This window comes from Flavobacterium anhuiense, assembly GCF_004151235.1.
Lineage (GTDB): Bacteria > Bacteroidota > Bacteroidia > Flavobacteriales > Flavobacteriaceae > Flavobacterium > Flavobacterium anhuiense_A.
This window is the reverse complement of record NZ_JUIV01000004.1, coordinates 153,834-176,759: the sequence shown is the minus strand read 5'-3', so window position 1 is coordinate 176,759 and position 22,926 is coordinate 153,834. Positions and strand designations below refer to the sequence as shown.

At 33.6% G+C, this 22,926-nt stretch carries 23 protein-coding genes and 1 tRNA gene; 20 read left to right on the top strand and 4 right to left on the bottom strand.

What is annotated here, in order from left to right; translation table 11 throughout:
* Window position 1 precedes the first annotated feature (1 nt).
* The 3 genes from NU08_RS08025 to NU08_RS08015 all read left to right on the top strand — a co-directional run bounded on the left by NU08_RS08025 (window position 2) and on the right by NU08_RS08015 (window position 1,635).
* Window positions 2-439 carry a GNAT family N-acetyltransferase gene (locus NU08_RS08025; protein ID WP_129746624.1) on the top strand — a complete coding sequence of 146 codons (438 nt, stop codon included), beginning with the start codon at window positions 2-4 and terminating at the stop codon, window positions 437-439.
* 168 nt (window positions 440-607) lie between these two features.
* Complete coding sequence (locus NU08_RS08020) at window positions 608-1,057, top strand: GNAT family N-acetyltransferase (protein WP_165352434.1); 450 nt, start codon at window positions 608-610, stop codon at window positions 1,055-1,057.
* 20 nt (window positions 1,058-1,077) lie between these two features.
* A complete protein-coding gene (locus NU08_RS08015; RefSeq protein WP_129746622.1) occupies window positions 1,078-1,635 on the top strand; it encodes a hypothetical protein in 558 nt (185 codons plus the stop codon).
* A 218-nt stretch (window positions 1,636-1,853) separates the two neighbouring features.
* Here the strand turns inward: NU08_RS08015 and NU08_RS08010 are convergent, their stop codons facing one another.
* Window positions 1,854-3,215, bottom strand: a complete 1,362-nt coding sequence (locus NU08_RS08010; protein ID WP_129746621.1) for a hydroxymethylglutaryl-CoA synthase family protein — start codon at window positions 3,213-3,215, stop codon at window positions 1,854-1,856.
* Window positions 3,216-3,570: 355 nt separating this feature from the next.
* On the opposite strand from NU08_RS08010, the gene NU08_RS08005 reads away from it, so the two are divergent.
* From NU08_RS08005 to NU08_RS07985, 5 genes are all read left to right on the top strand, one after another.
* Window positions 3,571-4,236, top strand: a complete 666-nt coding sequence (locus tag NU08_RS08005) for a succinate dehydrogenase cytochrome b subunit (protein ID WP_129746620.1) — start codon at window positions 3,571-3,573, stop codon at window positions 4,234-4,236.
* 12 nt (window positions 4,237-4,248) lie between these two features.
* Entirely contained in the window at window positions 4,249-6,249 is a 2,001-nt protein-coding gene (locus tag NU08_RS08000) for a fumarate reductase/succinate dehydrogenase flavoprotein subunit (RefSeq protein WP_129746619.1), read from the top strand.
* A 95-nt stretch (window positions 6,250-6,344) separates the two neighbouring features.
* A complete protein-coding gene (locus NU08_RS07995) occupies window positions 6,345-7,091 on the top strand; it encodes a succinate dehydrogenase/fumarate reductase iron-sulfur subunit (protein WP_129746618.1) in 747 nt (248 codons plus the stop codon).
* A gap of 198 nt (window positions 7,092-7,289) precedes the next feature.
* Complete coding sequence (locus NU08_RS07990) at window positions 7,290-8,066, top strand: DeoR/GlpR family DNA-binding transcription regulator (RefSeq protein ID WP_129746617.1); 777 nt, start codon at window positions 7,290-7,292, stop codon at window positions 8,064-8,066.
* A 36-nt stretch (window positions 8,067-8,102) separates the two neighbouring features.
* Entirely contained in the window at window positions 8,103-8,870 is a 768-nt protein-coding gene (locus NU08_RS07985; RefSeq protein ID WP_129746616.1) for a nitrilase family protein, read from the top strand.
* Here the strand turns inward: NU08_RS07985 and NU08_RS07980 are convergent.
* Window positions 8,867-10,555 carry an Ig-like domain-containing protein gene (locus NU08_RS07980; RefSeq protein ID WP_129746615.1) on the bottom strand — a complete coding sequence of 563 codons (1,689 nt, stop codon included), beginning with the start codon at window positions 10,553-10,555 and terminating at the stop codon, window positions 8,867-8,869. The genes NU08_RS07985 and NU08_RS07980 overlap by 4 nt on opposite strands.
* A gap of 268 nt (window positions 10,556-10,823) precedes the next feature.
* Between NU08_RS07980 and NU08_RS07975 the strand changes: the two genes are divergently transcribed.
* The 5 genes from NU08_RS07975 (at window position 10,824) to NU08_RS07955 (ending at window position 15,265) form a co-directional block, all read left to right on the top strand.
* Window positions 10,824-11,732, top strand: a complete 909-nt coding sequence (locus tag NU08_RS07975; RefSeq protein WP_129746614.1) for a hypothetical protein — start codon at window positions 10,824-10,826, stop codon at window positions 11,730-11,732.
* Window positions 11,692-14,058: a hypothetical protein gene (locus tag NU08_RS07970; RefSeq protein ID WP_129746613.1), complete on the top strand. Its 2,367-nt coding sequence runs from the start codon at window positions 11,692-11,694 to the stop codon at window positions 14,056-14,058. The genes NU08_RS07975 and NU08_RS07970 overlap by 41 nt, the downstream gene beginning before the upstream one ends.
* Window positions 14,059-14,063: 5 nt before the next feature.
* On the top strand, window positions 14,064-14,468 hold the full coding sequence (gene mce / locus NU08_RS07965) for a methylmalonyl-CoA epimerase (protein WP_129746612.1): 405 nt from the start codon (window positions 14,064-14,066) through the stop codon (window positions 14,466-14,468).
* A 146-nt stretch (window positions 14,469-14,614) separates the two neighbouring features.
* Window positions 14,615-14,688 (top strand) — tRNA-Ile (locus NU08_RS07960).
* A gap of 157 nt (window positions 14,689-14,845) precedes the next feature.
* Entirely contained in the window at window positions 14,846-15,265 is a 420-nt protein-coding gene (locus tag NU08_RS07955) for a very short patch repair endonuclease (protein WP_129746611.1), read from the top strand.
* Here NU08_RS07955 and dcm read toward each other — a convergent pair.
* Complete coding sequence (gene dcm / locus NU08_RS07950; protein ID WP_129746610.1) at window positions 15,262-16,248, bottom strand: DNA (cytosine-5-)-methyltransferase; 987 nt, start codon at window positions 16,246-16,248, stop codon at window positions 15,262-15,264. The two genes, NU08_RS07955 and dcm, sit on opposite strands and share 4 nt — an antisense overlap.
* Before the next feature lie 409 nt (window positions 16,249-16,657).
* On the opposite strand from dcm, the gene NU08_RS07945 reads away from it, so the two are divergent.
* Window positions 16,658-16,924, top strand: coding sequence for a hypothetical protein (locus NU08_RS07945; protein ID WP_129746609.1), 267 nt, complete (start codon window positions 16,658-16,660; stop codon window positions 16,922-16,924).
* 32 nt (window positions 16,925-16,956) lie between these two features.
* On the opposite strand, the gene NU08_RS07940 is transcribed toward NU08_RS07945, so the two are convergent.
* Complete coding sequence (locus tag NU08_RS07940; RefSeq protein ID WP_129746608.1) at window positions 16,957-17,547, bottom strand: riboflavin synthase; 591 nt, start codon at window positions 17,545-17,547, stop codon at window positions 16,957-16,959.
* Between the two features lie 57 nt (window positions 17,548-17,604).
* On the opposite strand from NU08_RS07940, the gene pdxA reads away from it, so the two are divergent.
* From pdxA to accC, 6 genes are all read left to right on the top strand, one after another.
* Window positions 17,605-18,654 carry a 4-hydroxythreonine-4-phosphate dehydrogenase PdxA gene (gene pdxA / locus NU08_RS07935; protein WP_129746607.1) on the top strand — a complete coding sequence of 350 codons (1,050 nt, stop codon included), beginning with the start codon at window positions 17,605-17,607 and terminating at the stop codon, window positions 18,652-18,654.
* 105 nt (window positions 18,655-18,759) lie between these two features.
* A complete protein-coding gene (locus NU08_RS07930) occupies window positions 18,760-19,302 on the top strand; it encodes a YceD family protein (RefSeq protein WP_129746606.1) in 543 nt (180 codons plus the stop codon).
* 9 nt (window positions 19,303-19,311) lie between these two features.
* Entirely contained in the window at window positions 19,312-19,506 is a 195-nt protein-coding gene (gene rpmF / locus NU08_RS07925; protein ID WP_008465217.1) for a 50S ribosomal protein L32, read from the top strand.
* Window positions 19,507-19,681: 175 nt separating this feature from the next.
* Window positions 19,682-20,680, top strand: coding sequence for a beta-ketoacyl-ACP synthase III (locus tag NU08_RS07920; protein ID WP_008465216.1), 999 nt, complete (start codon window positions 19,682-19,684; stop codon window positions 20,678-20,680).
* A gap of 23 nt (window positions 20,681-20,703) precedes the next feature.
* Window positions 20,704-21,189: an acetyl-CoA carboxylase biotin carboxyl carrier protein gene (accB, locus tag NU08_RS07915; RefSeq protein ID WP_129746605.1), complete on the top strand. Its 486-nt coding sequence runs from the start codon at window positions 20,704-20,706 to the stop codon at window positions 21,187-21,189.
* A gap of 108 nt (window positions 21,190-21,297) precedes the next feature.
* Entirely contained in the window at window positions 21,298-22,644 is a 1,347-nt protein-coding gene (gene accC, locus NU08_RS07910) for an acetyl-CoA carboxylase biotin carboxylase subunit (RefSeq protein ID WP_129746604.1), read from the top strand.
* Window positions 22,645-22,926: the final 282 nt, after the last annotated feature.

Here is a 22,926-nt window from a genome sequence, read left to right as displayed (position 1 = left end):
TATGAGCTTACAAGTAGAAATCAGAAAAGCAGGAAATCAAGATTTAGATTTTGTCTACAAAGCAATCTGCGAACTCGAAAATGAGGTTTTAGATTTTGAAGTTTTCGAAATGATATTCAATGAAAATATTTCAAACTCCAAAAATCTTTATCTCATCGCAGAAAACGAAACAGAAGGTTTAGGGTTTATTAGTTTTCATACTCAAAATCTCCTACATCATTGCGGATTGGTTGGCGAAATTCAGGAGTTTTTTATTCATCAAAAATATCGAGGTCAAGGCGTTGGAAGATTATTGATAAATGAAATTTTAGATTTTGCTGAGAAAAATGCTCTGAAAAGTATCGAAGTAACCACAAATAAAAAGCGAATAGAAAACGTGGCGATTTATGAAAATCTTGGTTTTACTTTGAGTCATAATAAGTTTACGATTTATAAATAGAGATGTTGTTTAACTGCAAAGCTCGCCAAGGTTTACGCAAAGTTCGCAAAGTTTTGTGTTCAAAGCTTTGCGAACTTTGCGATTATTCAATGAAACTTAAGATTGAAAATTCTTTGCGGACTTTGCGGTTAAATTTTAAAGATGCTTAAAAACTTGTTTTTCAAACTAATGATAATTCAAAAAGCCAACATAATCGACAACGAAATTCTAACTTCAATAACCAAAAAGTCAAAAGCTTATTGGGGATATTCTGATGAGCAAATTCAGATATGGGATAAAAATCTAACTATTTCTAAGGATTATATAAGAGAGCATAACGTTTTTAAATTGGTTGATAATGATTTAATTATGGGATATTATTCTTTTATTTTTGAAAATGACAAGACTGTAGAACTTGATAATTTATTTGTCCTGCCTGAATATATCGGAAAAGGATTTGGGAAATATTTGCTTCTAGATTTCTTAAACCGAATGAAAGAAATTGGAATCGAAAAAATAACGCTAGATTCAGAACCCAACGCTGAAGAATTTTATTCAAAAATGGGATTTGTAAAAGTTGGAGAATTTGAATCGTCAATAAAAAACCGTTTCATGCCTATTATGGAAATGAAACTTTAAATTTTAACTGAATTAAAACTATGAATGCAAAACAACGTTGCCTTATCGGATTAGTATTTTTTCTAATTAGTTATTTATTCTTTTCTAAGCTTTTGCCAAGTTTAAGCGAATCTGTAGATTTTGCCCATTGGTTTAATTTAATCGGCGCATGCTTTTTATTGTCTTTTAATGATGCATTTCCTAAAACAAGAATTAATAAAGAGGGTTCTGTTTTGACAACTTTAGGCGTCGTTGCGCATATCGGACTTTGTACAATCGATTTTATAATGTCAAGTTATGGAAATAACGAAATTGAAAAGGCTGAATTAAGTCAGCATATCAGCAATTCGCCATTGCTTTTTTATCCGTTTGTGGCTGTTGGTCCGTCTTTGCTTTTTCTGGGTTTAGCAGTTCATGCATTCACTTTTATAAAAACTGAAACTGTAAAATCTTTAATGGTAATAATTGGTGCGGTTGCTGTGGGAGTTTCCTTTTTTGCTTTGAAAAATGGGATTTTGATGGTTTTAAGCTGTTTGATTTTTGTTTTAGGATTGGGGTTGTTGGTTTGTAAAAAGGAAGAAGAAGGACTATTGAGTTAGTAAAGCGAATTTTTTAAAAATTGTAGTTTTTTCCTCAATCTTGTCATTTCGACGAAGGAGAAATCTTCGTAAGTAATTCTATAAAGATTGACGACATACTGTACGGAGCTTCTCGTGAAGATTTCTCCTTCGTCGAAATGACAAACTATGTGTAAATAAAACAAAAAAACCGAAGCTTATGCTTCGGTTTTTTTGTTTGGAATTTGGAATTTAAAAATTTAATTGATCCACTTATAATATCTCGCTCCAATCAAAACAGGAATTTCTTTTTCAATTCGGTCAAGAACCCATTCGTTTTTCGGAGTTCTTATGCTTTGTTTTTGTTCTTTTTTATGAAGGCTTTCATAAGTGTTGAAATCAATCTCTACGCTTTCAGCTAAATTTTCAAAAAGTTTTACGTTTTCTAAAGCCGATTTCCATTCTGGCTGAATTGTTCCTTCAAAAACTTTTGATTTCGATCCGCTTCCGTACGCTAAGAAACCGAATTTAGTTCCGGCAACCTCTTTATTTGTGTCATAAAAATGAGCTAAAGTCGATAACAATCCCATGAAAATAGAACCTGTATACAGATTTCCAATTAAAGAAGAAGCCAATTCAGCAGGCTGTAATTTCTCAGTTACAAAACTTTTGTAATCATCCGATTTTGCCACTTCTTTAATTTTGGTTTGATAATCTGCAGGCTCAATATCATCGGCAATAATTTTTTCGGCACTGTCTAACGCATAGATTTCAGAAAGCATTCGTCGCCCTTGGAAAGAATACGGCAAGTGCATTACGATACTATGCCAAGTGTTGTATAATGTCTCACTAGTGTTTTTTAATTTTTTGAATGAAAAGTAAGCATTTCGCGTACGATCCATATAACATTGGTTTGAATATTGTCCGTCAAAAACCGGCTGATCTTTATGGATTTCAATTTCAGCTTCTAAATTGTCAAACCAAGAATCGTTATTGGTGTTTTTTGTAATTTCTTCTTTAGAAATGGTTCGGTATGGTTTAAAGAAATCGAAAACACCTTTTGTACTTGTTGCCCAATTGTCGTCAAAAGCTATGATTTTTGGGTTTGCAGTAATTAACATGGCAACAGCTCCAGCACCTTGAGTGTATTCTCCTCCTGAATTTAAATCGTATTTTGCAAAATCAGAAGTAACTACAATTGCTTTTTTAGTTGGATTTAATTTTACGAAATCCAAACAGTTTTGCATAGCGTCAACTCCGCCAATACAAGCGAAAGTAAAGTCAACTACGTCACATTCTGCTAAAGAATCTCCGCCAAATTTTTGCTCCATTAAACTAATTAAATAAGAAGCAATTGGTTTAGAACTGTCAATGCCGCTTTCGGTACCAATATAGATTCGGCTGATTTCTTTTAAGTCAATTTTATTGTCAATGATAAGCTTGGTTAAAGCATTTGCGCCAAAAACAACCGCGTCCTGATGAACGTCTGGGAAAGTCATTTTTAGTAATCCAAGTCCTTTTTCTAATTTTTCGGGTTCAATATTTCTGGCAACAGCCAAAGTTTTTATGGGTAGATGTATGTTTGCTACATCAAACGAAATAGCATCAATTCCTGTTTTCATTATTATTTTTTTGAGGCGCTAAAGGTAAAACTATGTTGTGGAATGGCAATTTTTTACTTAGACAAAATTTCTGCCGATTGGCACTTTTGAAGAAAATAAATTAAAACTTTAAATAAAATAACAATATGATAAATTTTTGGTAACCTGCTTAGTGTGCAATTTTCTTTCAAGACTTAAAAAACAGTGTTTTGAAGTTTTCTATAGTGAATTATTTTTTATCAGCTTCGTTTCTGTACGTAAAAGTACTTAGAAAATAGCTATTTTAAAATCATTATAAATAACAGCGAAATGGTTGTAGTTCTTTTGTAATTGAATTATTTTTGTCTAATTTTTTAAAACAAACTACTTAACACTTATGGCACAATCTGCACTATTGAATGCTTCCATTTTAAAGAAAGTAGCTATGGCTCTTTCGGGAATATTCTTAATCACGTTTTTAGCGCTGCATGTTTCCTTAAATTTTATCTCTATTATTAGTGAAGACGTTTTCAACGAAGCTTCTCACTTTATGGGATACAATCCGCTGATTCAGTATGTAATGCAGCCAATTTTGGCATTCGGGGTAATTTTCCACTTCGTAATGGGATTTATTCTTACGGCTCAAAACAGCGCAGCACGACCAATTGCATACGCAAAATACAACGGAGCAGCAAATGCTTCTTGGAGTTCTAGAAATATGATTATTTCTGGATTGGTTATTTTGGCTTTCTTAGGATTGCACTTTTATGATTTCTGGTTTCCTGAAGTTACCTACAAATATATTGCAGGTACAGCTCCAGATGCTACAAGGTATTATGGTGAGTTAGTTCACAAATTTCACGACCCAATCCGTACGGCATTGTACTGTGTGTCATTTATCCTTTTAGGATTCCACTTATGGCACGGATTTGCATCTTCTCTTCAATCTGTAGGGATGCACAACAAATACTCTAGATTTTTGGCGAAAGTAGGTTACTGGTTTGCGGTTGTAGTTCCAGCTCTTTTCGTAATTATCGCTTTATTTCATCATTTCAATAATTAATATAAAATTATAATGGCATTAGATTCAAAAATTCCAAATGGTCCTATTGCGGACAAATGGACAAATTATAAAGATCATATTAATTTAGTAAACCCTGCCAACAAACGTAATCTTGATATTATCGTTGTGGGTACAGGTTTGGCTGGAGGTTCGGCTGCGGCTACTTTGGCTGAGTTAGGATATAACGTAAAAGCATTCTGCTTCCAAGATTCTCCACGTCGTGCACACTCTATTGCTGCACAAGGAGGTATCAACGCAGCAAAAAACTATAAAGGTGACGGTGACTCAGTTTACAGATTGTTTTACGATACAGTAAAAGGAGGTGACTACCGTGCACGTGAGGCAAACGTTTATCGTTTGGCTGAAGTTTCTGCTAACATTATTGACCAATGTGTGGCTCAAGGGGTGCCATTGGCTCGTGAATATGGCGGACTTTTAGATAACCGTTCTTTTGGAGGAACTTTGGTTTCTCGTACATTTTATGCGCAAGGGCAAACTGGACAACAATTATTGTTAGGAGCTTATTCTGCAATGAACCGTCAGATTGGTCGTGGAAAAATTAAAATGTACAACCGTCACGAAATGCTTGACATTGTAATCGTTGATGGAAAAGCGAGAGGTATTATCGCTCGTAACTTAATCACTGGAGAAATTGAAAGACATTCTGCTCATGCGGTAGTAATTGGTTCTGGAGGATACGGAAACGTATTTTTCCTTTCAACTAATGCTATGGGAAGTAACGCAACAGCAGCTTGGAAAATTCATAAAAAAGGAGCATTTTTCGCAAATCCTTGCTACACGCAAATTCACCCAACATGTATTCCGGTTTCTGGAGATCACCAGTCTAAATTGACTTTGATGTCTGAATCTTTACGTAATGACGGTCGTATTTGGGTGCCTAAAAAATTAGAAGATGCTCAGGCTATCCGTGAAGGAAAGAAAAAAGCAATTGATTTATCTGAAGACGAAAGAGATTATTTCTTGGAAAGAAGATATCCTGCTTTTGGTAACTTAGTTCCTCGTGACGTTGCATCTCGTGCGGCTAAAGAAAGATGTGATGCTGGTTTTGGAGTTAACAAAACTGGAGAAGCAGTTTATTTAGATTTCGCCGCTGCTATTGAGCGTTACGGAAAAGAAGCTGCTCACGTAAAAGGATTGAATGAAAATGATAAAGCTTTAGTTACTAAATTAGGAACTGATATCGTGAAAAGTAAATACGGAAACTTATTCCAAATGTACTTGAAGATTGTTGACGAAGATCCTTATGTAACGCCAATGATGATTTACCCAGCGGTTCACTACACAATGGGTGGAACTTGGGTTGATTATAACTTAATGACTACAATTCCTGGATGTTTCTCAATTGGAGAATCTAACTTCTCTGATCACGGAGCAAACAGACTTGGAGCTTCTGCATTAATGCAAGGTTTAGCTGATGGATATTTCGTATTACCATATACAATCGGAGATTATTTAGCTCCAGATATTAAAATGGGACCAATTTCTACAGACTTGCCAGAATTCGTTGAAGCTGAAAAAGCAGTTGTAGATCAAATCAACAAATTTATCAACAACAACGGTAAACATTCTGTAGATTATTTCCACAAAAAACTTGGAAAAATCATGTGGAACAAAGTGGGTATGGCTCGTAATGCTAAAGGTTTAACTGAGGCTATCGAAGAAATTGCTGCTTTGCGTGAAGAGTTTTATAGAGATGTAAAAGTTCCTGGAAGCGCTTACGAATTTAATCAGGAATTGGAAAAAGCGACTCGTGTTGCCGATTTCTTAGAATTAGGAGAATTGTTCGCAAAAGATGCTTTACACCGTAACGAATCTTGTGGAGGTCACTTCCGTGAGGAATACCAAACAGAAGAAGGAGAAGCACTTCGTGACGACGAAAACTTTGCATACGTTGCAGCTTGGGAATATAAAGGAAAACCAAGTGATGCAGTGTTACACAAAGAACCTCTTAATTACGAAAACATTAAATTAGTTCAAAGAAGTTATAAATAAGAATTTGGTCGAAAGCCCAAAGTCTTAAAGTCAAAAGGCAAAATGTGCCAAGCGACTTTCGACTTTCGACTTTATGACTTTCAAACGAAAAAGGTATGAAACTTACATTAAAAATATGGCGTCAAAAAAACGCTCAAGATAAAGGAGGGATTGTAGAATATCCTATCGATGGAATCGAACCAGACATGTCTTTCCTTGAAATGTTAGACGTTCTTAACGAAGGTTTAATCAACAAAGGAGAAGAGCCTGTAGCATTTGACCACGATTGTCGTGAAGGAATCTGCGGAATGTGTTCTTTGTTCATCAACGGTGAAGCACACGGACCAGACAGAGGTGTTACAACTTGTCAATTGCACATGCGTATGTTTAAAGATGGCGATACGATTTTTATCGAGCCATTTAGAGCAAAAGCTTTCCCTGTAATTAAAGACTTAGTGGTTGACAGAAGTTCTTTTGATAGAATTCAGCACGCTGGAGGATTTATTTCTGTAAATACTTCAGGAAACACAATCGATGCGAATACTATTCCAATTCCAAAAGCAGATGCAGATAAGTCATTCGACGCGGCAGCTTGTATTGGTTGTGGAGCTTGTGTTGCAACATGTAAAAACTCTTCAGCAATGTTATTCGTTTCTGCAAAAGTTTCTCAATATGCATTATTGCCACAAGGTAAAGTTGAAGCTACTGACCGTGTATTAAACATGGTTCACCAAATGGATTTAGAAGGTTTCGGTAACTGTACAAATACAGGAGCTTGTGAAATCGAATGTCCAAAAGGAATTTCACTTGAAAATATCGCGCGTATGAACCGTGAGTATTTAGCAGCAAGCTTGAAAGGATAATACACAATTTAGTATATTTGAAAAAACGCATTCATTAATTTGGATGCGTTTTTTTATTTTAATAAGCTTAGTTGCTATTTTTTCTTTAATTCTTTCTCTTAACAAGCATAATAAGCCTAGAAAATCTTTTTTCAGGTTTAACCACTTCTTAGGCTACATTTAAATTCTTATTTTTGTAAGTAGAAAAAAATAATTGGCATGAGCACTGAAAATGAAGTTTTAAATTACAGCAAAGAAGAACGTAAAAATCATATCCTAAAAGAGATTAACCTGCACACACGTGTTAGTTTTGAAACTCTTTCGGCTAAACTTGGTGTTTCCGAGGATACTGTTCGTCGTGATATTAATGAACTTGATGCCGAAGCTCTTATAATTAAAGTAAAAGGCGGTGCGATGACTAAAGGATATCACTATTCTTCGTTGAATCAGACTTATGCTGTAGAAGCAAAACAAGTTATTGCGCAAAAAGCAGTCGATCTTCTTCATGACGGAATGGTTTTAATTGTTGACGGAGGAACAACTATTCGTGAATTCATCCGATTAATTCCGAATGATCTTAATCTGACTGTTTTTACTATTACTGCTTTAACGGCTGTTCAGCTTTTGGATAAACCCAATATCAAAACTATCATGATTGGCGGAAGCATTTCTTCTTACAGCCAGATGTGTATAAGCGGAGAAGCTTTTCAGCAATTAGCCAGCATAAAAGCAGATCTTTTGGTTTTAGGAACAAATGCTCTTGATGTAGATGGCGGTTATTCTGATTCTGATTGGGAAACGGTTCAGGTGAAAAAAGCCATGATTAATGCTTCTAGAAAAACGGCGGTTTTAACCATTACTGAAAAGCTGAATACGGTTCTTAAAATGAAAATTGCCAATTTATCTGAAGTGAATTATGTAATTACAGAAGTAGAGCCAACTCACGAAAAACTGCAGCCTTATAAAAAAGCTGTTCCAAACTTAGTTGTAATCTAATTTGAAACTGTTTTTGACTTTTATACCAATATAAAAATGAAAATTGCTTTAATCCAAACCGATCTTTTTTGGCAGAATGCCAGTAAAAACAGAGAAAACTTCGATTCAAAAATTAATGAAATTGAGTCGGAAGTAAATCTGATTGTGCTTCCAGAAATGTTTTCGACTGGATTTACAATGAATGCCGCTGAAGTTGCCGAAACTATGCAAGGCGAAACAATTGGATGGATGAAGTTTAAAGCAAAGCAAAAAAATACCGCAATTACAGGAAGCGTAGTTATTGCCGAAAATGGAAAATATTACAATCGTATGATTTTTGTATTTCCGTCAGGCGAAATTCAATATTACGATAAAAGACATTCTTTTTCTCTGGCGGGCGAAGACAAGGTGTATACTCGCGGAAACCAAAAGGTAATTGTAGATTATCTGGATTGGAAAATATGCCTTCAGGTTTGTTACGATTTGAGATTTCCGGTTTTTGTTCGAAATGTAGAAAATTACGACCTGATTTTGTATGTGGCCAATTGGCCAAAAGTGCGTACCAATGCTTGGGATGCTTTGCTAAAAGCTCGAGCAATAGAAAATCTTTCGTATGTAATTGGAGTAAATAGAATAGGGAGGGATGCTCACAATTATGAACATATAGGCCATTCGCAAGCAATAGATTTCTTAGGCAATTATATTTTAGAGCCACAAGAAAAAAATGGTGTCTTTGTCGTAGAATTGGACAAAAACACCATGTATGAGACGCGTAAAAAATTAGACTTTTTAAGCGATAGAGATCAGTTCGAAATCAAGTTTTAGAAAGCTTTTCGTTTTTTTTCTGCGTCTTTTCTCTTTTTATCGTCCTGTTTTTTCTCAACTTCTGGATTAAAAGGGATACTCAGGTCAATAGTTTCGTTCCGATCCCAATTGGCGCGGACATCAAATTCTTCCTGGTTGTAAAAAACCTCTTCGGCGTATTTTTTTTCTAAGAAACTACCAGTGTCGTATTGTTTATTTTTGTTATCATCATAAATAACACGAACCGTGAAAACATCTGGTTGAAGTAAATTGAATTCTAATGTAGTTTCGCCTTCAGAATATCCTTCTGCCAAAACAACATCTCCTTTTTTGTTAGTCAGTTCAACAATGATAGGAAAACGTTTTACATTTTTAAGATTCAAAATAATGTTTCCGTAATCGGCATATTCTTTAGTAGCAAGTTTATACGATAAAGTATCGTTTGTTTTTTCGTAGAAATCGGTCAAAGCACCTGGAAAGAAAGTGAAATTATACTTGTCCAAAGGTTCTTTCTTAAAATCTATATAGAGTTTCTGGTCAAATTCGTCGTATTCTGTGGTGTAAGGAACAGCAACAGAATCTTTGTTTACCAATCTGATTTTAGATTTATCAAATTTTACCAATGGAGTTTCGCTTTCCAATGTAAATCGTTCTCTAAAATTAAGTTGTCCATTTTGTAACGCTTTGATATTTAAAGTGTCTTTTTTCAAAGCTTTAATTTTAAAAGAAAATCTTTTCTTGTAATTTCCTTTTTCAACTTCCATTGATAGCGAATCGGCTTTAACAGGTTTGTACCAAACTTGAAGTGAATCTTTTTTAGGAAATTGTGTGACAATAGTTTCTAAAACTTCATTGCCATTTTTTAGCGTAATTTTTGGTTTTGAATTCTTGAAATTTTGTTTCCCTTCATACGGAAGAAATAAACGGTTTCCAGAAGCTTGGATAGGTTTGAAAGCTTTTAGGGGAAGCGTTTCTTTAAATAATTGTAATTCGTAAACAGTATCTGACGGAACTGTGATATAGTTCTTCAAGAAACCGATTTTGTCATCTTTCGGATTAAATTTATTGTTTGATCCTTTGTCTTTTAAAGCGACCAAAAGATATTTTCCTTCTTTTAAATTTTCAAACTGAAAAGTTCGCATACTGTCCAAAGTGTTGGTAATATAGCGTGGAAATTCTTTGTAAATGGTAGAATCTTTAAATTTATCATTTACTTCGTATAGCATTACCGAAACAAAATTGTCAACATATTTTCCGTAAGCATCTTTAATTCTTCCGTTCAATTTAAGTGAATCAATATGCGATCCTGTTGAGAAAATGTATTTGAACTGATTTAAAGCATTTCCTTCATTATTGTCTTGAATTGCTTGCCCGAAATTTAAACTGTAAGTAGTGTTTGGTTGCAAAGTGTCTCGAATTTCTATCTTTATAAATTTACTAACACTCTGGGGCGTGATTAATGGCTCATTTTTAAACGGAGGAGAAATGATTAATTGTTTATTGGTGTTTTTCAGTTTGATATATTCGTCAAAATTCAGAGTAATAGTGTTTCCTTTGAAATTTGTACTGTAGTTTTCGGGATAACTCGAAACCAAAACAGGAGCAAGTGTATCTTTTAAACCGCCGGTAATGCTGCCTCTTTTGGCGCAGCTTATCATTGATATTAAAATTATAAATGCAATGTATTTAAGTGTGTTTTTCAACATAACGGTTTTTCAATTTGATTGCACAAAATAACGATTATATTTGCTTTAATTGAAATTTTTTAGCCATTTATTAGGATTTAGGATTTTTGCGAATCTTCTAAAAAATTAGTGATTTAAATATTTTAAAATGATATAATTTCTTACTTTTGAATTAAAATGTAATTTCTAAGTTTTGTTCAAGCGATTTTTTCCAGTTTTGTTTCTTTTTTTAATGTTGTCATGCACTAAAAATGAAAAACCTGTAATCTCCTTTTATTACTGGAAAACGATGTTCAAATTTTCAAATACAGAAAAAAAAGTTTTGGATGAGAATAATGTTCAAAAACTGTATGTGAGGTATTTTGACATCGGACTCCATCCAGAAACCAATTTTCCAATTCCCATTAGCCCAATCCGATTTGAAGAAAATCCAAAAGAATATACAATTGTTCCAGTAGTTTTTATTCAAAACAAGGTCATGTTGCAACCCAATCTCGATGTAGAAAATCTGGCTCAAAAAACTTTTGATTTTATAGAACAAATCAATTTTAAAAACAAAATTTCTTGTCAGGAAATTCAAATTGACTGCGATTGGACACTGAATAGCAAAGAGAATTATTTGAAGTTTATAGAGACTTTTAAAAAGCTTTCGAAAAAGAAACTTTCAGCGACCATTCGACTGCATCAGGTGAAATACTTCAAAAAGACAAAAATCCCAAATGTAGATTCTGGAGTTCTGATGTATTATAATATGGGTTCGATTGCGCCAGATTCGTTAAATTCTATTTACGATCAGAAAGTGGCAGAGCGATATCTTAAGAGTTTAAAGAAATATCCGTTGCATCTCGATTTTGCATTTCCAATTTATTCTTGGGGAGTTCATATTAGAGACAATAAAGTGATCGGACTTCGTTCTAAAATGAGCGTTTCAACATTAGAGAAAGATTCTGATTTTGAAAAAACAAGCCCAATTTTTTTCAAGGCAAAACATTCCAATTATAAAAATGGTGTTTTTTATGAAGAAAATGATCTACTGAAAATAGAGGAAATTAAAACAGAAGATTTAAAAGAAATGGCAGAAGATTTGCAAGACAATCTTGTCGAAAAGCCAAACGAAATTATATTTTACGATTTAGACGAATTCAATTTAAATAATTATGAAAAGAATATTTTTAAGCAAGTTGTTTCTTGGTTTTAGTGCCGCATTCCTTTTTGCTTGCGGAATAATTTATGCCTGCGCAGATGGAGATTGGGATTATTTTGGAGCTTACAATTCAAATTTTACACCAGAAACTTTTGCTGACAAATCATACTCGCCTTTGTTTTTATCGGGCGGAATTTTCTACGGAATCGGTTTTGATACCCAGCATAATTCTCGTTTTAACAAAAACATAAAATCAGATTGGGCAGATTATCTTAAAGGAAAAGTAGATACAACGACAGTGAATTATTTTTTAATTGGAGATGAAAAGCCAAGATATTACTCTGATGAAAAAAATGCCATCAAAAACAAAGAAGAAATAGAAGACTTGCATGTTTTTTATAAAACAAAAAAAGAAAACAAAAGCTCTCAGAAATGGGGTAAAAAGCTGAATTTGAAAGATGATAAAGTGAAAAACTTTGTCGAATTTTTGTATTTGGCTCAGAAAATTGAAACGGTTTCAATTGGCGAAGATTATTGGAGTTATGATCCTGTTGTGGCAAAAACTTTCAATGATGCCAAAATGATTCAGTCTATAGAAAATGTGTACAATACTTTGTCAGACCCGTTTTTGAAAAACAGATATTGGTTCTTGACTATGAAAGCTCGCTTTTATAGTAACGACAAACAAAAAGCAATTGATTTTTTTAATAAAACCGAAAGTTCTGTTGCCAAGAATACTTTGTATTATCGTGCTTTAGCTTATGTTGCTGGAATAAATTATAAGCAAAAAAAATATGCAACTTCTAATTATTTATATGCTCAGGTTTTTGATAAATGTCCAGAATTAAGAGTGGTTACGGCTTATAGTTTTAAACCAAAAAACGAATCAGATTGGACTAAAGCTTTAGCCATGGCAAAAAGCAATAAAGAAAAAGCTGCACTTTGGGCAATTCACGGATATTACAAAGATGAAAAACAAGCGATTGAAAAAATCTACGAGTTAGATCCAAAAAGTGAACATTTAAATTATCTTGGAACGAGATTGGTTAATTCGTTAGAACAAAAAATAAATAATTCATTTCAGGTGAGTAGCGGAGATTATAGCAAGCCGCCAACACCGCAGACTGTTGCAGAGAATAAAAATGAAAATAAAGCAAAAATCGATAACGGTGCAGTTGATTTAATTGCAAAAATTTCTGCTGCTGGAAATACCGAAAAACCATACTTATGGGATCTTGCAATTGGATATCTTCAAACGCTAAAAGGCGATTATGCCAATGCGGATAAGAATTATACGAAAGCTGAAAAAACACTTCCAAAAACGGAATTGGCTAAATATCAAATTCGATTATTGCGTTTTGTAAATAATTTGAGCAAAATAGATAAGCTGACAGATAAAAACGAAAAAACAATTCTAGCCGATTTGAATTGGCTGTATTATGAACTTCCTAAAAATTATAAAGGACAAGAATTTCGTTATCAGAATGCTTCATCATGGAGCAGAAGTTATTTGTCAAATCTTTATAAAGAAAGCGGCAATTTGGTTATGGCTGAAATTTTTGGTGAATCTCGTTATAGTTATTGGAATGATGGAAATTCGTTTTATGATGATGAAAAGAAACTATTAGGAATTAAAACATTTTTGGCTAAGCCAAATAAAACTGAAATAGAAAATATTGGCGCAGGAATTTATAGTTTGAAACTGAAAGATATTAATAATTTTCAAGCAGTTCAGTCAACATTCAAAAACAAAATTCCGGAAGCAATCGAGTTTATGAAACAAACCGATTCGGTTCAGTATTATAAATTTTTAGGAAATCCGTTTAACGGAAGTATAAAAGACTGTCACGATTGTGATCACGCGGCGTATCAGAAAAGAAAATATACTTTCATGGATTTCTTGACTACAATAAAAGAAATGCAAGATAAATTGGCTCAGAAAGAAGATGTTTATACAAACAGTCTTTTATTAGGAAATGCGTTTTATAATATTTCTCATTTTGGAAACGGAAGAACTTTCTATGAAAATAATATTGTTGGTTATGGTTCTAGTCCATATTCATTTAGAAATACAATGAAAGAAATGATTACGAATAATTCGGTTTCGAAAATGTATTATCAAAAAGCTTTTGAAGCGGCATCAAACAAAGAACAAAAAGCAAAATGTTTGTATCTGATTTCGAAATGTGAAAGAAATGATTATTACAATAAAAAATATAATGCATTAAAGAGCTATTGGGAAATTCAAGATGATAAAGTTAATTTTATTGCCTGGAACTCATTTAAAGCGTTGAGAAAAGACTATTCTGATACGAAATATTATCAGGATGTAATTGCAGAATGTGGTTATTTTAATACTTATATAAATCAATCAAGATAAGAGAAATGGTAAATAAAATAGAGCATATCGGGATTGCAGTTAAGAATATGGACGATGCCAATATTTTGTTCGAAAAAATGCTTGGCGTTCCGTCTTATAAAATGGAAGCTGTAGAAAGCGAAGGCGTTTTAACCTCTTTTTTTCAAACTGGAAATAATAAAATCGAACTTTTGGTTGCGACAAATCCTGAAAGTCCAATTGCTAAATTTCTGGAGAAAAAAGGAGAAGGGATTCATCATATCGCTTTTGATGTTGATGATATTGAAGCTGAAATTATCCGTCTAAAAAGTGAAGGTTTTGTCTTGATTAACGAAGTTCCGAAGAAAGGAGCCGACAATAAATTGGTTGTTTTTCTGCATCCGAAGAATACAAATGGTGTTTTGGTGGAACTTTGTCAAGAAATTAAATAAAAAAATGGCATTTTAATTTTTGAATAAGATGTTGAAAATCAATTTCGTTTTTGAGATTCAAAAAAAGATTTAAAATAAAATTCAAATGATGTCTTAAAATATTTGGAGTGAATGAAAAATAGTAGTAATATTGCATCCTCTAAACCGGTCCTATAGCTCAGCTGGTTAGAGCACCTGACTCATAATCAGGTGGTCCCTGGTTCGAGCCCAGGTGGGACCACTCTTTTAGAAGTACAAAGCCTTTACAGAAATGTAGAGGCTTTTTGTTTTTTGGCACTTTTAAAATGTGAAAATTGAAATTTTGACGCTCCATAATTGAATATTTATTCCTTTAAAATGTTTTAACTTTATCCATCCGAAACAAATTTAATCTTCAGATGGATAGATTGACTCCCGAACAGAGGAGAAAAACTATGCAGGCGATAAAAAGTACTGCTACAAAAGGCGAAGTAAGGCTTGCAAAAGCATTATGGAAATTGGGCTACAGATATCGAAAAAATAATAAAAAGATATTTGGAAGACCTGATCTTACTTTTGCCAAATATAAAATTGCCATTTTTGTTGATAGCGAATTCTTTCATGGAAAAGATTGGGAAACGGAACAATTAAGAATTAAAACGAATCGAGAATATTGGATTCCGAAAATTGAAAGGAATATACAGCGAGATGAAGAAGTCAATTCTTTTCTAATTAATAAAAATTGGACTGTTCTTAGATTTTGGAGTAAAGATATTGAGAGAAACCTTGAAGTCTGTCTGGCAAAAATCGAAGGAACGATTATGCTTTTGAGTATTTAAACCTTTTCTGCTTTTAATTGTTTGGCTTCGATCTTTTCAATGCATTTGAATATTTCTGAAGCAAGTCTCTCAATAACTGGCATGCTTACCGAATTACCCGCTTGCTTGTAAAGACTAGAATTAGAAATCTTAGGCAATTTATAACTGTCAGGAAAGCCTTGAAAGCGAAAACACTCTCTTGGAGTTAATTTTCTAAAACCGAATTCTGTTGTGATAATTGGAACGTTGTGTCCGCCAGTTCCCATATTTGCAGTTAGAGTAGGGCACACTTCTTTTTTGTTTTCTCGTACGTAATGTCTTCTGAACTGATAAATTCTATCTTCTCTCACAACCGATTCTTTCAGTGTGTTATACATGTATTTGTCTTCTGTGTAATAGAATTTTTTATCGACTTTTTCTTTTATGATTAAATCGGTAACTTTTTGGGTTAATTCTTCTTTTTTAGGAAAATTAAATTTAAAACCTTTTTTAACGAAATCCTTATCAAACGCAATCATGAAAATTCGTTCGCGGTTGTGTGGAATGTTTCCAAAATCTTTAGTATTTAAGATGGCGCTGTCAAAAGTGTAATTGCGTTTTTTGATTTCACGCTGAATTACTTTCATGGTATTTCCTTTGTCATGGCCTTTCAAATTTTTGACATTTTCGAGAAATACCACTTTAGGTCTCATTTCATCAATAAAATCTAATATTTTGAAAAAATGATTCCCTCTGCTGTCTTTAAAGCCTTTTCTGTGGCCCGCAAGAGAAAAAGGCTGGCAAGGAAAACCAGCGGTAAGAATGTCTATTTTGTTGAGTTTCTTTACATCGAGCTGCATTACATCGCCTTCAATAAGTTTGTGCTCAAAATTGTTTCGGTAAGTTACACAGGCTTTTTTGTCAAATTCATTTGCCCATTCCAATTTGAAACCTGCATTTTCGAAACCTAAACAAATACCGCCCACGCCTGCATATAAACTTCCGACTGTATATTTGTTTTTCATTTTGATTATGATTGAGATGCGTCTGAATTGGATTGTACAAATATATTAATTTGATAATATTCTCTCGTGTGCTTAGAAATTAATCCAATTACTTTTTTATATATGAATTTATTCGAATGCAACAGTTTTGCTTAGAATAAGTAAATTCTTATAAGCTCATGATTGTATTGGATAGCGTTGAAAAAAAAGAGATTGTCCTCTAGAACGTTTTCAGAAAAGGATTAGTGTAATCTGAAAAATAAAATGTTAAAATTTGTTTCGGCTTTTTTAAATTAAAAGTTGCTTTTCTGTAAAAAACTTATACTTTTGTTCCAAGATTTTGGAAGTAGGAATGCATTTGTGCGAAATTTCTATTAAAGAATATTTATCGATAATTATCTAGACTTGCATTTTGCAATAGCTTGAATTTATGAAAAATCTAAAAGCCCCATTTTTAGTAATCGCCTTATTTTTAAATGTTTTATTAGTTACAGCTGAAAATGAGAGCGGCCCTCCAGCGCCGAACTTAAGTTCCAAAACTATGACTGCAGGTGACTGCGATGATTCAGACGGTATTCCTTGTAATGAACAAGGAAATATACCAATAGATCAAAATATTATAATTTTAGTAATTGGAGGTCTAGCTTTAGGGTTAACTGCGATATATAGAAATCAAATAAAAAAGGCTTCAATTTAAATTGAAGCCTTTTTTATGGATAAACGACAGGGCTATTTATTGATCGAATAAAGCCTGGAAATATATTTTCCGACTACATCAAATTCAAGGTTGATTTTTGTTCCAACTTTGAAATCTTTAAAATTTGTGTGTTCATAAGTGTACGGAATAATTGAGACGCTAAATTCATTCGTTTTAGAATTTACAACGGTAAGACTTACTCCATTTATTGTAATCGAACCTTTTTCGATCGTGATGTTGTTTTGGGTTTTGTCGTACTCAAAAGTATAATTCCAGCTTCCGTTTGCTTCTTCAATTTTGATGCAAGTTCCAGTTTGGTCTACGTGACCTTGTACAATATGTCCGTCCAAACGGTCGCCAAGTTTCATCCCTCTTTCTAGGTTTACGATATCGCCAGTTTTCCAATCGCCTATATTTGTTTTTAAAATCGTTTCGTCAATTGCGGTTACAGTGTAAAGAGAATCTTTAATTGCTACAACTGTAAGGCATATTCCGTTATGCGAAACGCTCTGGTCTATTTTTAATTCGTGTGTTATTGAAGAGTCAACTGTTATGTGAAGATTGTTTTGATCTTTTCTGATTTCGTGAACCCTTCCAAGTGTTTCTATAATTCCTGTAAACATTGTGGTTTTATTTTACTAAATTTGCACATCAAAATTAGTAATAAATAAACTGAGCTCATGAATAAAAAAGCAGAAAATATAATTGTTGGAATTTCGGTTGGAGATTTAAACGGTATTGGAAGCGAAGTTATACTGAAAACATTCGAAGATTCTCGTATGTTGGAATTGTGTACGCCGGTTATTTTTGCAAATGCTAAAATTCTTTCTTTTGTTAGAAAAAGCTTTACATCGACAGTTCAATTTCATGGTGTTGATAAACTAGATCAAATTATTCCAGGAAAAGTAAATGTTTTGAATCTTTGGAGAGAAGGAGTTGATATAAATTTTGGAGTAAATGATCCGAAAATAGGGGAGTATGCTATAAAATCTTTTACGGCTGCAACAAAAGCTTTGAAAGACGGCGAAATTGATGTCCTGGTAACAGCTCCTATCAATAAATATAATATACAGTCTGAAGATTTTAAATTTCCAGGCCACACCGATTATTTAAATCAGGAATTAGAGGGCGATGCGCTTATGATGATGGTTCAAGATAATTTGCGAGTAGGTTTAATTACGGATCATGTGCCGTTAAACGAAGTTGCTTCTCATCTAACAGAAGAATTAATCGCTAAAAAGATAGAAACTATTAGAAAGTCTTTAATTCAAGATTTTAGTATTGTGAAACCAAAAATTGCAGTTTTAGGATTAAATCCGCATGCTGGTGATGGAGGAGTGATTGGAAAAGAAGATGATTTGATTTTAAAACCTACTTTAAAGAAAATCTTTGATTCTGGAACAATGGTTTTTGGTCCATTTCCTGCAGATGGTTTTTTTGGAAGCAGTCAATATGAAAAATATGATGCTATTGTGGCAATGTATCACGATCAAGGATTAATTCCGTTCAAAACATTATCTTTTGGAAAAGGAGTTAATTATACAGCTGGTCTAAATAGAGTTAGAACCTCTCCAGATCATGGTACAGCTTATGATATAGCTGGAAAAGACACGGCAGATTACAATTCATTTAAAGAGGCAGTCTATCTTGCAATCGATATTTTTCGCTCGCGTAATCAGTATGAGGAGATTAGCCAAAAACCTCTTAAAATAAAAGAAAAACAGTTATAAACAAAAAAAGGTGAATAAGATTATTAGATTTATAATAATTTTATATCTTTGCACCCCAATTCAGATATCTAGTTTTAGATTTGAATTGTTCAAATTGATGTTGAAATGAGCAAAACAAAAGAATTTTTAATTCCTTTCGTAGGATTAAAACTAGGAAAACACCATTTTGAGTATCAGATAAATAACGAGTTCTTTAAGAATTTTGAGTACGAAGAGTTTCAAAGTTCGGATATTAAAGTCAATTTGCTTTTCGAAAAGAAAAGTACTATGTTAGAATTAGAATTCAAACACAAAGGAACAGTAAATGTGCCTTGTGATCTAACAGGCGAAGATTTTGATTTACCTATAAAAGGGAAAATGAAGTTAATAGTTCGCTTTGGAGAGGAATTTAATAATGATAATGAAGAGTTGTTGATTTTGCCACATGGTGAACATGAGATAGATGTTGCGCAGTATATTTATGAAATGATCGCGCTTTCAGTACCTCAAAAAAGAATTCATCCAGGTGTTAAAGATGGAAGTCTGCAAACAGAAGCTTTAACAAAATTGAATGAGTTAAGTGTGAAAGAACAAAAGGAAGAGAGTAACAAAGAAGAAGATATTGACCCGCGTTGGGAAAAATTAAAGAAACTATTAACGGATAAATAATATAGTAAAATGGCACATCCTAAGAGAAAAACCTCGAAAACAAGAAGAGATAAGAGAAGAACACATTACAAAGCTACTGTAGCTCAAATCGCTACATGTCCTATTACAGGTGAGGCACATTTATACCACAGAGCTTACTGGCATGAAGGTAAAATGTACTACAGAGGGCAAGTTGTTATCGATAAATCTGAAGCGGTTGCTTAATACGTTTTTGTAAATTATACTAGAACTCTCACATAGTGAGAGTTTTTTTTGTTGGTTATAATTTTCGTTTTTTAGGAAAATATAGACAAATTCGTTACGTTTTTTTTTGTAATTTTCAAGCCTTTTAAAAATTTTTCAAATTAATGATAATTTGAAAGGAAAATAATAGAATATAATGAATACAATCACAGCCGCAATTACCGCTGTTGGAGCTTATGTTCCTGACTTCGTTCTTTCGAACCAAGTACTAGAAACAATGGTTGATACCAATGATGAGTGGATTACCGCTCGAACAGGAATTAAAGAAAGAAGAATTCTTAAAGATGCTGATAAAGGTACTTCGTACCTTGCGATACAAGCAGCAAAGGATTTAATTGCAAAAGCAAATATTGATCCGCTTGAGATTGATATGATTATAATGGCAACTGCAACACCAGATATGATGGTCGCTTCTACAGGAGTCTATGTTGCTACAGAAATTGGGGCAACAAATGCATTCTCATACGATTTGCAGGCTGCATGTTCAAGTTTCTTATACGGAATGTCGACAGCTGCAGCATATGTTCAGTCAGGACGTTACAAAAAAGTGCTTTTAATTGGTGCTGATAAAATGTCATCAATTGTAGACTATACAGACAGAGCAACTTGTATTATTTTTGGAGATGGAGCTGGTGCAGTTCTTTTCGAACCAAATTATGAAGGTTTAGGATTGCAGGATGAGTATTTAAGAAGTGATGGTGTTGGACGAGATTTTCTTAAAATTCCCGCAGGAGGTTCTTTGATTCCGCCTTCAGAAGAAACTATAAAAAACAGACAGCACAATATTATGCAAGACGGTAAAACTGTTTTCAAATATGCTGTAACTAATATGGCTGATGCCAGCGAATTGATTTTACAAAGAAATAATTTGACAAATCAAGATGTGGACTGGTTAGTACCGCATCAAGCTAACAAACGTATTATCGATGCTACTGCAGGAAGGTTAGAATTAGATGAGTCTAAAGTGCTGGTAAACATTGAGAGATACGGTAATACTACTTCTGGAACTTTACCATTAGTATTGGCTGACTTTGAAGATAAGCTTAAAAAAGGAGATAATGTTATCTTTGCCGCTTTTGGTGGTGGATTCACTTGGGGATCTATCTATTTAAAATGGGCTTACGATAAGAAATAAATTAAAACTAAACACGAATCATTATGGATTTAAAAGAAATTCAAAACCTAATCAAATTTGTTGCAAATTCGGGCGTTGCAGAAGTGAAGTTAGAAATGGATGATGTAAAAATCACGATCAGAACAACTTTAGAAACAAATGTAACTGAGGCAACTTATGTACAGCAATTACCAACTCAAGCAGCTTTACCTCAAGCGGCAGTTCCACAAGTTACAGCTCCAACAGTTGTAAGTGTAACTCCGGAGAAACCTGCTTCTGACGATTCTAAATATGTTACTATAAAATCTCCAATCATTGGAACATTCTATAGAAAACCATCTCCAGATAAACCAGTTTTCACAGAAGTTGGAAGCACTGTATCTAAAGGTGATGTTCTTTGCGTAATTGAAGCAATGAAATTATTCAACGAAATCGAATCTGAAGTTTCTGGTAAAATTGTAAAAATTCTTGTTGACGATATGTCTCCAGTTGAATTTGACCAACCTTTATTCTTAGTAGATCCATCATAAATAAATTTAGATTTTAGATTTTAGATTTTAGAATGGTTCGAAAAAAGTTTTGTTAATCATCTAAAATTATCTAATTATCAAATTGTCTAATTATCTAATTAAAATAAGATGTTTAAAAAAATATTAATTGCGAATAGAGGAGAAATTGCACTACGTGTAATTCGTACATGTAAGGAAATGGGAATTAAAACTGTTGCAGTTTACTCTACAGCCGACGCAGAAAGTTTACATGTTAAATTTGCTGACGAAGCGGTTTGTATTGGTCCTCCTCCGAGTAACTTATCGTATTTGAAAATGTCAAATATTATTGCAGCTGCAGAAATTACAAACGCAGATGCAATTCATCCAGGTTATGGATTTCTTTCTGAGAATGCTAAATTCTCTAAAATCTGTCAAGAGCACGGAATTAAATTTATCGGTGCAGCTCCAGAAATGATCGACCGAATGGGAGATAAAGCTACTGCAAAAGAAACAATGAAAGCTGCAGGAGTTCCTTGTGTACCAGGTTCAGACGGTTTATTAGAATCATACGAACATGCAAAAGAAGTAGCTAAAGAAATTGGCTATCCAGTAATGATGAAAGCTACTGCTGGTGGTGGTGGAAAAGGTATGCGTGCCATCTGGAAAGAGGAAGATCTTTTAAAAGCTTGGGAAAGCGCGCGTCAAGAAGCTGCTGCAGCTTTTGGTAATGATGGAATGTACATGGAAAAACTTATTGAAGAGCCACGTCATATCGAAATTCAAGTTGTTGGAGATTCTTATGGTAAAGCATGTCACCTTTCTGAAAGAGATTGTTCTGTTCAAAGACGTCACCAAAAACTTACTGAAGAAACACCTTCACCTTTCATGACAGACGAACTTCGTACAAGAATGGGGGAAGCTGCTGTAAAAGCTGCTGAGTTTATTAAATATGAAGGAGCTGGAACTGTGGAATTTTTGGTTGATAAACACAGAAACTTCTACTTCATGGAAATGAATACTCGTATTCAAGTTGAGCACCCAATCACAGAACAAGTTATCGATTATGATTTGATTCGCGAGCAAATTATGGTTGCTGCTGGAATTCCAATTTCAGGAAAAAACTACCTTCCACAATTACACGCTATCGAAGTTCGTATTAATGCTGAAGATCCTTATAACGATTTTCGTCCTTCACCAGGAAAAATTACTACGCTTCATATGCCAGGAGGACACGGAGTGCGTTTAGATACTCACGTATACTCAGGATATAGCATTCCGCCAAACTACGATTCAATGATTGCTAAGTTAATTACAACTGCACAATCTCGTGAAGAAGCTATCAGCAAAATGCGAAGAGCTTTGGATGAGTTCGTAATTGAAGGTGTGAAAACTACAATCCCTTTCCACAGACAATTAATGGATGATCCAAAATATATTGCAGGAGATTATACAACTGCATTTATGGATACATTTAAAATGAATAGTCCAGAATAATTTAAAGGCCGTCAATATTGACGGCCTTTTTTTATAAAGCTTCAAATCTCAAATTCCAAATTCCAAACTTGGAACATAAAACTTTAAACTTGGAATTTGGAATTTAAAATTTGGAATTCCCCTTCAAGGTTACACTATAAGTGTTTACTTATTACACACATTTTTCTCTTTTACACACCTTTTCAATTTTCTCTTTTTTTGCTATATTTGATGTAAAGTGTTTAAATATAGTGTTTTACGATCTTTGGCATGGCTCTTTTCTTTTACGGCATAATAATTTCA